General features: G+C 74.5%; 12 protein-coding genes. 8 read left to right on the top strand and 4 right to left on the bottom strand.

The window, feature by feature from the left end:
• The first annotated feature begins 65 nt into the window (after positions 1–65).
• Positions 66–1,922 (top strand): DUF1800 domain-containing protein, encoded by a 1,857-nt coding sequence (locus FJQ57_RS11295; protein WP_139980212.1) that lies wholly within the window; start codon positions 66–68, stop codon positions 1,920–1,922.
• An 11-nt stretch (positions 1,923–1,933) separates the two neighbouring features.
• Complete coding sequence (locus FJQ57_RS11290) at positions 1,934–3,214, top strand: DUF1501 domain-containing protein (RefSeq protein ID WP_139980210.1); 1,281 nt, start codon at positions 1,934–1,936, stop codon at positions 3,212–3,214.
• Positions 3,215–3,326: 112 nt separating this feature from the next.
• On the opposite strand, the gene FJQ57_RS11285 is transcribed toward FJQ57_RS11290, so the two are convergent.
• On the bottom strand, positions 3,327–3,515 hold the full coding sequence (locus tag FJQ57_RS11285) for a hypothetical protein (RefSeq protein ID WP_139980208.1): 189 nt from the start codon (positions 3,513–3,515) through the stop codon (positions 3,327–3,329).
• An 81-nt stretch (positions 3,516–3,596) separates the two neighbouring features.
• Between FJQ57_RS11285 and FJQ57_RS11280 the strand changes: the two genes are divergently transcribed.
• The 5 genes from FJQ57_RS11280 to FJQ57_RS11260 all read left to right on the top strand — a co-directional run bounded on the left by FJQ57_RS11280 (position 3,597) and on the right by FJQ57_RS11260 (position 8,525).
• On the top strand, positions 3,597–4,517 hold the full coding sequence (locus tag FJQ57_RS11280; RefSeq protein WP_139980206.1) for a LysR family transcriptional regulator: 921 nt from the start codon (positions 3,597–3,599) through the stop codon (positions 4,515–4,517).
• 107 nt (positions 4,518–4,624) lie between these two features.
• Positions 4,625–5,485, top strand: a complete 861-nt coding sequence (locus FJQ57_RS11275; protein ID WP_246081748.1) for a glycosyltransferase — start codon at positions 4,625–4,627, stop codon at positions 5,483–5,485.
• Positions 5,486–5,498: 13 nt separating this feature from the next.
• Positions 5,499–6,536, top strand: a complete 1,038-nt coding sequence (locus FJQ57_RS11270) for an AAA family ATPase (protein WP_139980204.1) — start codon at positions 5,499–5,501, stop codon at positions 6,534–6,536.
• A gap of 16 nt (positions 6,537–6,552) precedes the next feature.
• Positions 6,553–7,521 carry a DUF58 domain-containing protein gene (locus FJQ57_RS11265; RefSeq protein WP_139980202.1) on the top strand — a complete coding sequence of 323 codons (969 nt, stop codon included), beginning with the start codon at positions 6,553–6,555 and terminating at the stop codon, positions 7,519–7,521.
• Positions 7,518–8,525 (top strand): VWA domain-containing protein, encoded by a 1,008-nt coding sequence (locus FJQ57_RS11260; protein WP_139980200.1) that lies wholly within the window; start codon positions 7,518–7,520, stop codon positions 8,523–8,525. The genes FJQ57_RS11265 and FJQ57_RS11260 overlap by 4 nt, the downstream gene beginning before the upstream one ends.
• Before the next feature lie 148 nt (positions 8,526–8,673).
• On the opposite strand, the gene FJQ57_RS11255 is transcribed toward FJQ57_RS11260, so the two are convergent.
• Genes FJQ57_RS11255 through tmk form a run of 3 tightly spaced genes read right to left on the bottom strand, consistent with a single transcriptional unit; the run spans position 8,674 to position 12,088 of the window.
• On the bottom strand, positions 8,674–10,269 hold the full coding sequence (locus tag FJQ57_RS11255; RefSeq protein ID WP_139980198.1) for an alpha/beta hydrolase: 1,596 nt from the start codon (positions 10,267–10,269) through the stop codon (positions 8,674–8,676).
• Positions 10,266–11,429: a DNA polymerase III subunit delta' gene (locus tag FJQ57_RS11250; RefSeq protein ID WP_246081747.1), complete on the bottom strand. Its 1,164-nt coding sequence runs from the start codon at positions 11,427–11,429 to the stop codon at positions 10,266–10,268. The genes FJQ57_RS11255 and FJQ57_RS11250 overlap by 4 nt, the downstream gene beginning before the upstream one ends.
• Complete coding sequence (gene tmk / locus FJQ57_RS11245; RefSeq protein ID WP_139980196.1) at positions 11,426–12,088, bottom strand: dTMP kinase; 663 nt, start codon at positions 12,086–12,088, stop codon at positions 11,426–11,428. Before tmk ends, FJQ57_RS11250 begins: the two co-directional genes overlap by 4 nt.
• 123 nt (positions 12,089–12,211) lie before the next feature.
• On the opposite strand from tmk, the gene FJQ57_RS11240 reads away from it, so the two are divergent.
• On the top strand, positions 12,212–12,844 hold the full coding sequence (locus FJQ57_RS11240; RefSeq protein WP_139980194.1) for a DUF805 domain-containing protein: 633 nt from the start codon (positions 12,212–12,214) through the stop codon (positions 12,842–12,844).
• Positions 12,845–12,877: the final 33 nt, after the last annotated feature.

Here is a 12,877-nt window from a genome sequence, read left to right as displayed (position 1 = left end):
AGGGATCAGCAGCACCGTTCCCTCTCTCCCCCCACTCCCCCCACACTCCCCCCACAGGAGCCGACGTGACCCTCACGCCTGCCCCGCGCCTCGCGGACGACACCGGGGCGCTCACTCGTCGACGACTGGGACGCGGCCTGCTCGGCGGGCTCGCGGTCACCGCCGTCGCGCCCGCGCTCGCGGCCCCGGAGGCCGAGGCCGCGAGCCGGGCGCACCGTCGTACCTGCCGGCACTTCCACCGCTGCCCGCGGCACCCGCAGCACACCTGCCGTCGCCTGCACCGGTGCAAGCACCGCTTCCACCGCGCCCGGCCCGGCCAGGGCGGCCAGGGCGGCCAGGGCGGCGGTTCCACCGGCCCGGCCCCCGAGCAGCCGGCCCCCACCGAGCCGACGCCGACCGGCCCCACCCCGGAGCAGCCGACCCCGACCGAGCCGACCACGCCGAGCGAGCCCCCGGCCCCGCCCGCGCCCGACCCCGACTTCGTCTCCTCCGCGCTGCCCACGGCGGCCTCGCTGCACCTGGCCAGCCGCTTCACCTACGGCTTCACGCCGGCCCTGCACGAGCAGATGAAGGCGGCGGGCAGCCCGGCGGCGTGGTTCGAGCAGCAGCTCGACCCGGCCCAGGTGCCCGACTCGTTCGCCGACGGGCTCGCGAGCTGGTGGACCTCGATGGGCCTGGGGCCGGCGCAGATCTGGCAGCGCCAGCAGGACGGGACCGAGGGCGGGTGGGTCGCCATGGCCAACTACGCCCGCTGGTGCCTGCTGCGACGCATCTACTCCGAGCGCCAGGTATTGGAGGTGATGGCCGAGTTCTGGGAGAACCACCTGCACATCCCGCTCGACGACGACGGCGTCTACACCTACCGCGCCGACTACGGCCGCGCGCTGCGCGCCCACACCCTCGGCCGGTACGACGACCTGCTGGTCACCGCGATCACCCACCCGGCGATGCTCATCTCGCTCGACCAGGCCCGCTCGACCAAGCGCGCCCCCAACGAGAACCTCGGCCGCGAGCTCCTCGAGCTGCACACGGTCGGCAAGGGCAACCACACCGAGGACGACGTCAAGACCTCCGCCCGGCTCCTCACCGGCTACCGCGTCGACACCTGGAGCGCGACCTGGCGCGCCTGGTACGACCCGGCCAGCCACTGGACCGGCACCGTCGACTTCCTCGACTTCAAGCACGACAACGCCGACCCCGACGGCCGAGCCGCGACCGAGGCCTACCTGCGCCACCTCGCCCACCACCCGCGCACCGCCGAGCGCATCGCCCGCAAGCTGTGCCTGCGCTTCGTCTCCGACACCCCCTCGGCGGCGCTGGTGGCCCAGCTGGCGCAGGTCTTCCTCGACAGCAAGACCGCGATCAAGCCGGTGCTGCGGGCCCTGGTCGCCTCGGCGGAGTTCCAGGCCGCCGCCGGCCTGAAGGTCCGCACCCCCACCGACGACGTCGTCGCCTGCCACCGGGCGCTGCGCACCCGGATCGCCCGTCCCACCAACAACGACTCCTCGGCCGCCAACTCGATCCTGTGGCAGTGCACGGGCATCGGCCACGCGCCGTTCGGCTGGCCCCGCCCCGACGGCCCGCCCCAGGACAACGCGTCCTGGTCGTCGGTCTCGCGGCTGCTGGCGTCGTTCGAGATCCACCAGGGCATGGCCGGTCGCTGGTGGCCCAAGGTCGACATGACGTACCGCGAGCCGCAGGAGTGGATGCCGGCGACGAGCATGGTGTTCAGCGACCTCGTCGAGCACCTGAGCCGCCAGCTCCTCGGCAAGACCGCCTCGGCCCGCCTGCAACAGGCCTGCCGCGAGGTCGTCGGCGTGCGCGCCGACACGGTCATCAACGCCAACCACCCGGTGGTGCGCTGGCAGTTCTACCTCGTGCTGCTCACCATCCTCGACAGCCCCGACCACCTCCACCGGTGAGGACCGACGCCATGAGCCCGACCCAGACCCGCCAGCCGTCGTCCTGCTGCGACGACTACGCCCGTACGTCGCGCCGCGGCTTCCTGCGCGGCGCCGCCGTCGTCGGGGGCGCCGCCGCGGTGACCGCCGTGCACGGCACCGCCTTCACCGAGACGTCGTACGCCGCCGACGGCTCGGCCCCCCAGGTGCTCGTCGTGGTGTCGCTGCGCGGTGCCTGCGACGGCCTGAGCCTCGTCGTGCCGCACGCCGACCCCGTCTACTACCAGGCCCGGCCGCGCATCGCCGTCCCCCGCGACCAGCTGCTGGCGCGGGACGCGATGTTCGGCCTGCACCCGGCCCTCGCGCCCCTCAAGCCGCTGTGGGACGCGGGCAAGATGGCCGCCGTCCACGCCACCGGCCTGCCCTCGCCCAACCGCTCGCACTTCTCGGCCATGGAGGAGCTCGAGGACGCCGACCCGGGCTCCCCCGCCCGCGTCGGCTGGCTCAACCGGCTCGTCGGCCGCGACGGCGGAGCGGGCTCGCCCGTCGAGGCCATCCAGTACGGCGGCACGCCGGCCACCTCGATGTCCGGCCCGCAGCCGGTGCTGGTGGCCCCGGGGATCGACGGGGTGCGGCTGGCCGGTCCCGACGACGCGACCGGGTCGGCCAACCGACGCCGCTCGCTGCAGACCCTGTGGGCCGGCAGCGGGAGCACCCTGGGCACCGGGTTCGCCTCGACGCTCGAGGTCGTCGACGAGTTCGCGCCGGTGCGGGCAGCGGCGCAGGGCCCCGCCAACGGCGCGGTCTACCCCGACAGCGACCTCGCGCGGGCCCTGAAGGACACCGCGCGCACGATCCGGGCCGACGTGGGCGCGGAGATCATCACCGTCGACCACGGCTCGTGGGACCACCACACCTGGATCGGCACCACCGCCGACGGCAACCTGAAACGCCGCGCCGACGAGCTCGCGGGCTCGCTCGCCGCCTTCTTCACCGACCTCGGGCCGCTGGCCTCGAAGGTCACCCTCGTCACGGTCAGCGAGTTCGGCCGGCGGGTCGCGGAGAACGCCGAGCAGGGTCTCGACCACGGCTACGGCAACGTGATGTTCCTGATCGGTGCAGGCGTGAAGGGCGGCAGGTACTACGGCCGCTGGCCCGGCCTGACCGGCACCTCCGACGCCGACCTGCTGGTCACCACCGACTACCGCAGCGTGCTGTCGGAGGTCGTGACCAAGCGGTTCGGGGCGTCCTCGGCGCAGGTCTTCCCGGGCTTCCAGCCCGACACCTCGCTCAACGCGATCGCCGCCGTCTGAGGCACACGGTGGTCGAGGGAGGCGCCCTGGCGCCTGTCTCGAGACCCACCTGAGGTGAGTGGTCTCGGGACAGGACTCCGTCCTCGCTCGACCACCGTGGGTCGAGCGCAGCTCAGGCGGCGTGGGCGGCCGCGGCCTCGCGGCGGGCGCCGGCGCGCTTGCCGGTGACGAGGACCTGCTCGGCGTCGCACCAGCAGGTGAAGGCGACCACGATGCCGTCGTCGGTGTTGGTCATCGAGGTGATCTGGCTGGGGAAGACCAGCTTCCGCTGGCGGCAGGAGGTGCAGGTGTGCGCGAACATGTCTCCATCATCCGAGGACGCCAGCCGCAGGGGTAGCCTTGCTTTCCGTCAGCAGCCCCAGGCGAGTCCTATGGTGTGACGGTGCTCTCCCTCCATCAGCTCCGTTGCTTCCTCGCCACCTACGAGCACGGCTCGCTGACCGCGGCCGCCGACGAGCTCGGCTACGCCCAGCCGTCGGTCTCCGAGCAGGTCCGGGCCCTGGAGAAGACCCTCGGCGTGCAGCTGTTCCGCCGGGTCGGGCGCGGCGTCGTGCCGACGACGGTGGCCGACACGCTGCGCCCGCACGCCGAGAAGGTGCTGGCCGCCGTCGACGAGGCCCGGGAGGCGGTGGCGAGCGTCAAGGCGTTCGAGACCGGCACCATCCGGTTCGGCATGTTCGGCGTCGCGCGGCTCTACGCCAGCGCCGGCCTCATCGCCGACGTGCTCGAGCGCTACCCCGGCGTCCGGGTCGAGCTGGTCGGGCAGAACTCCACCGAGGTCGCCGAGGACCTCCGCCGCGGCCGCCTCGAGGCCGCGATGCTCGCCGTCGCGGGCGTGCAGAGCGAGGGCATCGACATCACGCCGGTGGCCCGCGAGGAGCTCGTCTACGTCAGCGCCGACCCCGAGCGCGTCGCCACGCCCGTCACCGCCCACCGGCTCGCGCAGGCCTCGCTCGTCATGCCCGAGACCACCTGGCGCGCCGAGGACTCCACCCGCCAGCTGCTGCGCCAGCTGCTGCACGAGACCGGCCGCAACCCGCAGACCCGCATCGAGGTCGAGGACGTCGAGACCGCGGTCGAGCTCGTCGGCCTCGGCCTGGCCGACACCGTCATCCCCCGGGGCGCCGCCGAGCAGCTCATCCCGCGCCTGGCGCCACGGGCCGGGTTCGTCTCGCTGCGGCCCAAGGTCTGGGACACCTTCGCCATCGTGCACCGCACCGGCGCCGTCCTCTCCCCCGCCGCCCGGCTGATGATCGACCTGGCCACCGCGCGCATCCGGGAGATCGCGGAACCGTTGGGCTGAGTCCACCGCGCGCCTCCCGCGCGTTCACGCCCGTCCCGCAGCCTGGGCCGGATGCAGGGCACGCGGATGGCCCAGGTCGCCAACGTCGTGGCGCCGCCTCCCGTGGCATGCGGGTCGCCGTCGAGGCCCTCGGTCGCGGGTACGTCGCCGCGGGGGCCCGCCGGCTGCTCGTCGTCCCCGGGGCGACCGATGCCGTGCACGAGACCGAGCACGGCGAGGTCGTCGAGGTGCGGGCGCCCCGAGTCGGGAGTGCCGGCTACCGGCTCATCGTCGAGCCGTGGCGGGTGACCGAGGCCCTGGAGCGGTTCGCCCCGACCGCCCTCGAGCTCAGCGACAAGACGACCCTGCTGCCGGTCGCGCTCTGGGCGCGACGCCGCGCGGTCACGACCACGCTGCTCTCCCACGAGCGCATGGACGACATGCTCGCGATGCGCACCGGCCACGACTCCGCCTCCCGGGTCTCCATCGGGCTGCTCAACCGGCTCGCCGTGCGCAGCGTCGACCGGGTCGTCGTGACGTCGCGGTACGCCGCCGCCGAGCTCGACCGGGTCCCGGCGGGCGCGGGCCGCGAGGTGGTGCGGGTGCCGCTGGGCGTCGACCTCGCCACCTTCCGCCCCGGCCCGTGGCGGACCTCCTCGACCCTGCGCCTGGTGCTGGTCAGCCGGCTCTCGCGGGAGAAGTCGCCCCACCTCGCGGTGGCCACCGCGATCGCGCTGCACCGCCGCGGGGTCCCGGTCCGGCTCGACGTGCACGGCGACGGCCCCCACCGCAGCGAGCTCGAGGACCTCGCCGGCGACTGCACTCCACCGCGCCGCTGCGTGCGGCCTCCCGACCCCGGTCCCCGGGCGAGCACCCGCCGGACACCGGGCCGCCCCGGCGACCGCCGTACGACGACGACCTGGCCGCCCGGCGAACGCCTGCCCGGGTCGCGTGCGGCGGACGCACAGCCCGCTCCTAGGACCGTCTGAGAACCTGGGACGCATGTCGGTGGAACAGGAGCGCGAGGTCGCCGAGGCCTCGCACACGCTCGAGCGGGCCCTCATCGAGGTCAAGAAGGTCGTCGTCGGCCAGGACGCCATGGTCGAGCGGATGATGATCGGCCTGCTCGCCCGCGGGCACCTGCTGCTCGAGGGCGTGCCGGGCGTGGCCAAGACCTTGGCCGTGCGCACGCTGGCCGACGTGGTCGGCGGCAGCTTCGCGCGGCTGCAATTCACCCCCGACCTGATGCCCGGCGACATCACCGGCACCCGCGTGTGGCGGGCCAGCGCGGAGCGGTTCGACGTCGAGCGCGGCCCGATCTTCGCCAACCTCGTCCTCGCCGACGAGATCAACCGCGCCCCGGCCAAGGTGCAGAGCGCGCTGCTGGAGGCCATGGCCGAGAAGCAGGTCTCGATCGCCGGCACCAGCCACCGGCTGCCCGACCCGTTCCTCGTGCTCGCCACCCAGAACCCGGTCGAGTCCGAGGGCGTCTACCGCCTGCCCGAGGCCCAGCGCGACCGGTTCCTGCTCAAGGTCGACGTCCCCTACCCGACCGGGCAGGAGGAGTTCACCATCGTGCACCGGATGTCGGTCGACCCGCCCACCGCCGAGCAGGTGCTCACCCCCGACGACCTCGTGCGTCTCCAGCGCACGGCCGACGGCCTGTTCGTGCACCACTCCGTGGCGTCGTACCTCGTCAACCTGACCGTGGCCACCCGCTCCCCGGAGCGGTACGGCCTGGGCCACCTGCAGGAGGTCATCGAGCTCGGTGTCAGCCCGCGCGCCTCCCTCGGCATGCTCGCCGCGGGCCGGGCGCTGGCCCTGCTGCGCGGTCGCTCCTACGTGCTGCCGGCCGACATCGCCGAGGTCGCCTCCGACGTGATGAGCCACCGGCTGCTGCTGTCGTTCGACGCGGTCGCCGACGGCGCCGACCCGCGGGCCATCGTGCGCGAGGTCGTCGCCGCCGTCCCGCAGCCCAGCGTCGCCACCCGCGAGGACCCCGACGGCAGCCTGCACACCCAGCCGCTGCCGGTCTCCTGACCTGCCGACGACTGCGATGACCCAGCACCCCGACCACCTGCCGCCGCTCGGCGGCACGACCTCGCCCGAGGCCGCCTTCGCCTCCCTCGAGCTCGCCGTGCGCCGGCGGCTGCCCGGCCGCCTCCACGGCGACAAGCGCGGCCTGCGCCTCGGGTCGGGCTCGGAGCCGGAGGAGGTCGTGCGCTACCGCCCCGGCGAGGACGACGTGCGCCGCATCGACTGGAACGTCACCGCGCGCTCCGCCGGCGAGCCCTACGTCTGGCGCCCGCTGGCCGAGCACGAGCTCGAGAGCTGGGTGCTGGTCGACGACTCCCCGAGCATGGCCTTCGGCACCGTCGAGCTGGAGAAGCGGCAGGTCGCCGCCGGCGTCGTCGCCGCGATCGCACTGCTCACCCAGGGCCCCGGCAACCGCCTCGGCACGGCCCACCTCACCGGCGACGGCCTCGCCTGGTCGGCCCCGGTGCCGTCGCGCGCGGCCGCTCACCGGGCCCTGCGCCGCCCGCCGAGCGCCGCCCGCACCGGCACCGGCACAGGCACCGGCACCGGCACCGACCTGGCCACGGCCCTGCGCGCCTTCGCCCGCCGGCACCCCCGGCCCGGCGTGCGCGTCGTGGTCACCGACCTCGTCGAGCCCGACGGCCGCGCCGAGCGGCCCTTCGCCTGGGAGCAGCCGCTGCGCCGCCTCGCCGCCACCCACGAGACCCTGCTCGTCGAGGTCGTCGACCCCCGCGAGCTCGCGCTGCCCGACGTCGGCACCGTGACCTTCGAGGACCCCGAGACCGGGCGCCGCCAGGAGGTGTGGACCGGCGACCGCCGGCTGCGCGAGCGGTACGCCGACCTCACCGCCGCCCACCGCGCCGCCACCGCCGAGGCCGTCCGGTCGTGCCGGGCCGGCCACGTCGTGCTCCGCACCGACCGCGACTGGGTGCGCGACCTCGCCCGCCACGTGCACGGCGCCCCGATGCGACGGGTGGTGCCCGCATGAGCGCCCCGCTGCCCCTCCCGCTGGCAGTCCCGCTGGCCGGGCTGGCCTCGCCGGCCTGGCTGTGGCTGCTCGTCCCGGTGGCCGCGCTCGTCGTGCTCTACCTCCTCGCGCAGCGCCGCCGATCGGCGTACGCCGTCCGCTTCGCGACCCTGCCCATGCTCGAGCGCCTCGCGCCCAAGCGACCCGCGTGGCGCCGGCACGTGCCGGCCGCGCTGCTGCTGGCCGCGTTCGTGGTGCTCTGCTTCGCCGCCGCACGGCCCGAGGTCGACCGCGAGGTGCCCCGGGAGCGGGCCACGGTCATCGTGACCGTCGACGTCTCGCTGTCGATGCAGGCCACCGACGTCGCGCCCGACCGGCTGACCGCGGCCCGCGAGGCGGCCGCGACCTTCATCGCGGGCCTGCCCGACGGGTTCAACGTCGGCGTGGTCCAGTTCGCCGGGTCCGCCTCGGTGCTCGCCGAGCCCAGCCCCGACAAGGCCGAGGCCGTCGCCGCGCTCGACCGGCTCGAGCTGGCCGAGGGCACCGCGATCGGCGACGGCGTGCTCACCTCGCTCGCCCAGGTCGAGGCGCTCGGCGACCAGTCGACCACCGACCCCGACGGCGGCGAGAGCGAGCCCGTCCCCGCGACGATCGTGCTGCTCTCCGACGGCACCAACACCGTCGGCAGCAGCGTCGACCAGGCAGCGGCCGCGGCCACCGAGGCCGACGTCCCGGTCTCGACCATCGCCTACGGCACCCCCACCGGCACCGTCGAGGTCGACGGCCAGATCGTGCCCGTCCCGGTCGACCAGCCCTCCCTCGACGCCCTCGCCGAGGCCACCGGCGGCAACGGCTACTCCGCCGAGACCGCCGAGCAGCTCGACCAGGTCTACGACGACATCCAGTCCTCGATCGGCTACCGCACCGAGCCGCAGGACGTCACGCCGTACGTCGTCGCGCTGGCCCTGCTCCTCGGCCTCGTCGCCGCCGGGTTCAGCCTGCGCTGGTTCTCGCGCCTGCCCTGACATCGCTGTGGACCAGGACCGGGCCCCACGGTGGTCGAGGAAGGCGCGCTAGCGCCTGTCTCGAGACCCCCCACCGGCTGCGGTCGGGTGGTCTCGAGACGGTTCCTAGCGGAACCTCTTCGACCACCGTGGGGCCTCTTCCCGACCGTCAGCAGCGCTGGCCGTCGGAGGGGACGGTGCCGTCGACGAGGTAGCCCTCGACGGCCTCGTCGATGCACGAGTTGCCCTTGTTGTAGGCGGTGTGGCCGTCACCGTCACGGGTCAACAGCACACCGCTGGCCAGCTGCTCGGCGAGCGCGACGGCCTCCTCATAGGGCGTGGCGGGGTCGCGGGTGGTGCCGATGACCACGATCGGGGCCGCGCCCTCGGCGCGGATCTCGGGGGCGGGCTCGGCGGCCTCGACCTGGATGCCGTGGCAGCCGACGAGCCCCCAGGCGAAGACCCGGCCGAAGGTCGGCGAGGCGGCCTCGAACGCCGGGAACTCCGCCGGCACCTCATCGGGTTCGATGAAGGAGGGGTCGTCGAGGCAGTTGATGGCCAGGATGGCCTCAAGGCTGTTGTCGGTGTAGGTGCCGCCCTCGCGGGAGCCGTACAGGTCGGAGAGCAGGAGCAGGGTGCTGCCGTCGCCGTCGAGGGCCTGCTGCAACGCCTCGTCGAGGAAGGACCAGTTGTCGCGGCTGTAGAGCGGTGTGATCAGGCCGTAGAAGGCGTTGCCGATCTGCAGGTCGCGGGTGGAGTCGTCGGTCGGCAGCGGCGACGCCTCGATGGAGTCGAGCAGCGAGGTGATGGTCGCCAGCCCGGCCTCGCGGTCGGCGCCGAGGAAGCAGTCGCCGCCGGCCACGCAGTCGTCGACGTAGGAGTTGAGCGCGGTCTGGAACCCGGCCGCCTGGCTCAGGGCGTTCTCGCGGAAGTCGAGCGTGGGGTCGGTCGCACCGTCGAGGACGAAGCGGCCGACGTTGGCCGGGAAGAGCGAGGCGTACGTCGAGCCGAGCGTGGTGCCGTAGGAGAAGCCGAGGTAGCTCAGCTGCTCCTCGCCGAGCGCGGCCCGCAGCACGTCCATGTCGCGGGCGGCCTCGACGGTCGAGACGTGGCCGACGAGGTCGTCGGAGCTGGCGACGCACCCGGCGAAGAAGGCGTCCTGCTCCTCGGTCAGCGCCTCGCCCTCGGCGGCGTCGTCGGGAGCGGGATCCTGGGCGACGAACGCGTCGAGGTCGGCGTCGGAGAGGCAGTCGACCGGGTCGGAGGCGCCGGTGCCGCGGGGGTCGAAGGCGACGATGTCGACGCGCTCGAGCAGCTGGGGGCGGAAGTAGCCGCTGGAGTTCTCGGCCATCGTCGTGCCCGGCGCACCGGGGCCACCGGGGTTGACCACGACGGAGCCGACGCGGCCGGCCTGGTCGGCGGCGGGCACGCGCTGCAGCTTGAGCTTGAGGGGGTCGCCGTCGCCGGGGGCCTCGTAGTCGACGGGCACCGTGAGCGTCGCGCACTCGGTGCCGCCGCCGCAGTCGCTCCAGTCGAGCTGCTGGCCGTAGTACTCCTCGAGCCCCTCGGGCACCGGTCCGGCGACCGAGGGGTCACCCGACGGGTCGGGCTCGGGGTCCTGCGTGTCGGTCTCGTCACCGTCGGTGGGCGCCGAGGTGGTGGGCTCGTCACCGTCGTCGGCGACGAGCGCCGCCGTGAGGCCGCCGCCGACGCCGAGCACCAGCACGGTCACCACGGCCACGACCCACAGGACCGTCTTGTTCATCGATGAGCCCCTTCCGGCACCTTGAGCGCCACCATCATCGCCTCCAGGGCCAAGGCCACCGGCACGTTGAACTCCACCATCTGCTCGCGCGCCTCGAAGACCCAGTCGATGCGGCGCAGGTTGAGCTCGGGGGTGGAGGCGCGCACCAGCTCGGCGACGTCGTCACGCATCTCGGTGTTGACCAGCTCGCCCGGCGCCCCCAGGGCCACCGCGATGGCGTCGCGGTAGACCGAGACGAGGTCCATCAGGCCGCGGTCCACGACGTCGATGACCCGGCGCCGGGCCCGGCGCTTCTGGTCGTCGGTGAGCGCCTTGAGCTCGGCGGCGTACTCGCGGGGGCGCCGGCCGCGCTCCTCCACGCCGTAGGCCGCGTCGAGGGCCGCCTTCTCCCGCGCGTCGAGCTCGCCGGTGATCGCCTCGGCCTCGGCCTTGGCGCCCTCGGCCAGCTCGGTGGCGGCCCGCATGCAGGCGCCCAGGGTGGTCAGCCGGGTCGGCCAGGCCACCACGGCGTTGCGCCGGCTGCGGGTGGCCTCGTCGGTGGCCAGCGCCCGGGCGCGACCGATGTGGCCCTGGCTCGCCCGCGCGGCGTACGCCGCCACGGACGGCTCGACGCCGGCGGTGCGCTCGAGGAACGCGGCCACCTCGGCCGGCGGGGGCGTGACGAGGTTGACCTGGCGGCAGCGCGAGCGGATCGTCGGCAGCACGTCCTCGAGGGTGGGCGCGCACAGCAGCCAGGTGGTGCGGGGGTGCGGCTCCTCGATGGCCTTGAGCATCGCGTTGCCCGAGCTGTCGTTGAAGCGGTCGGCGTCCTCGACGACCAGCACCTGGCGGTGTCCGACCGGTGAGAGCGCGGCCTTCTTGATCAGGGCCTTGGCCTCGCGGATCGGCAGCTGGACGCTGTCGGTGCGGTGGATGGTGACGTCGGCGTGGGAGCCTGCCAGCACCGTGCGGCAGTCGTGGCACTGCCCGCACCCGCCGCGGGGGCACTGCAGCGCGGCCGCGAAGGCGACGGCCGCGTTGGAGCGGCCCGACCCGGGCGGTCCGGTGAACAGCCAGGCGTGGGTCATGCCGTCGCCGGCGACCGCCCGCCGCAGCGCGGTGACCGCGGTGCGCTGGCCGACCAGGTCGTCCCAGACGGTGCGCTCGCCCTCCTCGATCACCGGGCCGCCCCCGTCCGGTCGAGGAGCGGCTCGACGGCCGCGCGCACGGATCGCTCGATCGCGTCGACGTCGTCGCGGGCGTCGAGCACGAGGTAGTGGTCGGGGTCGGCGCCCGCCATCGCGACGAACGCCTGCCGCACCCGCTGGTGGAACTCCAGCGACTCGCCCTCGATGCGGTCGCGCCCGGCGAACCGACCCAGGCCTGCCTCCGGCTCGAGGTCGAGGACCACCGTCAGGTGCGGTCGGAGCCCACCCGTGGCCCAGCGGGCCACCGCCTCGACCTCGCCGACGTCGAGGGTGCGCCCGGCCCCCTGGTAGGCCAGCGTGGAGTCGACGTAGCGGTCGGTGACGACCACCGCGCCCCGCGCCAGCGCGGGCTGGACGACGGTCTCGACGTGCTCGGCCTTGTCGGCGGCGTACAGCAGGGCCTCGGTGCGGTCGGCCAGGGCGCCCGTCTCGGGGCTGAGCAGGATGCGGCGGACCTGCTGGCCGACCGGGGTGTCGCCCGGCTCGTGGGTCAGCACGACGTCGTGGCCGCGCTCCTCCAACCAGGCGCGCAGCCGTCCGGACTGGGTCGACTTGCCCGACCCCTCGCCACCCTCGAAGCACACGAAGACGCCGCGCTCGGCGTACGTCGGGGGCGGGGGCGTCGGGGGCACAGGGAGAACCTACGAGGTCGCACCGACAACCCTCGCCCGCACCCGGCGCCGGCCCGACCGAGGTGGTCCAGCCCAGGTGGAGGCCAGGTGTAGGAGCACGGCCGACGGGGCACGACGGGCCGCATGACGTTCAAGGACTCCATCCGCACCGTGCTCGGCAAGTACGTCGACTTCTCGGGGCGGGCGCGCCGCTCGGAGTACTGGTGGTGGGCACTCGCCGTGGCGATCGTCTACGTGCCGCTCTACATCCTCAGCATCGCGCTGACCGCGAGCGGCTCCGACGTCGCCGGCGGCGCCGTCGGCGTGGTCTTCCTGCTGGTCGCCCTCGGCCTGTTCCTGCCGACGCTGGCCGCGGCCGTGCGCCGCCTGCACGACACCGGGCGCAGCGGGTGGTGGTACCTGATCTCGTTCGTCCCGTGCGTCGGCGGCTTCATCCTGCTGTACTTCCTGGTCCTCGACAGCACCCCCGACAACCAGTGGGGCCCCAACCCCAAGGGCTCCACGGGCGGGTGGGGCGGCGGCTACGGCCAGCCCGGCCAGCCCTACGGCCAGCCCGGCCAGCCCTACGGCCAGCCCCAGCAGTACGGCCAGCAGTACGGCCAGCCCCAGCAGCACGGCGGCCAGTACGGCCAGCAGGGCGGGTCGCCCTACGGCCAGCCGCCGCAGCAGGGCTACGGCCAGCCGGGCTACGGCCAGCAGCCCCCGCAGCAGCCGCCCTACGGCCAGCAGCCCCCGCCGCCGCCGTACGGCCAGTAGTCCCCGCAGTCCCCGGCACGGCGACCGGGGCGG

It is taken from the genome of Nocardioides litoris (assembly GCF_006346315.1).
In the GTDB taxonomy this organism is placed as follows: domain Bacteria; phylum Actinomycetota; class Actinomycetes; order Propionibacteriales; family Nocardioidaceae; genus Nocardioides; species Nocardioides litoris.
The sequence above is the reverse complement of the archived record's forward strand: the minus strand, read 5'-3'. Positions and strand labels throughout refer to the sequence as shown.